Raw genomic sequence first — 248 nt, 5'->3', positions numbered from 1 at the left:
CGATTGCGTTAGCCCTGGACATCTTCAAGGGTGTCGACATCAACGACTTAAAGGTTGAAATCAACACGTTGGGTGACGAAGAGAGTCGGAAGCGTTACCATGACGTCCTAGTAGCCTACTTCTCAAAGTATGAGGACCAATTAAGTGAAGACTCCAAACGGCGCTTAAAACAGAATCCACTCCGGATTTTGGACAGTAAGGACAAGGGGGACCAGCAGCTGGTTGCTGACGCTCCGAAATTAGAAGAC

1 pseudogene is annotated in these 248 nt (G+C 48.4%); it reads left to right on the top strand.

The window, feature by feature from the left end:
* Nucleotides 1-248 (top strand): annotated as a pseudogene (locus AC6UD2_RS06850) (histidine--tRNA ligase); the annotation flags it as partial.

It is taken from the genome of Fructilactobacillus sp. X2R5C2 (genome assembly GCF_059901375.1).
Note: the sequence above shows the minus strand (reverse complement) of the source record. Positions and strands in the feature narration are given on the sequence as shown.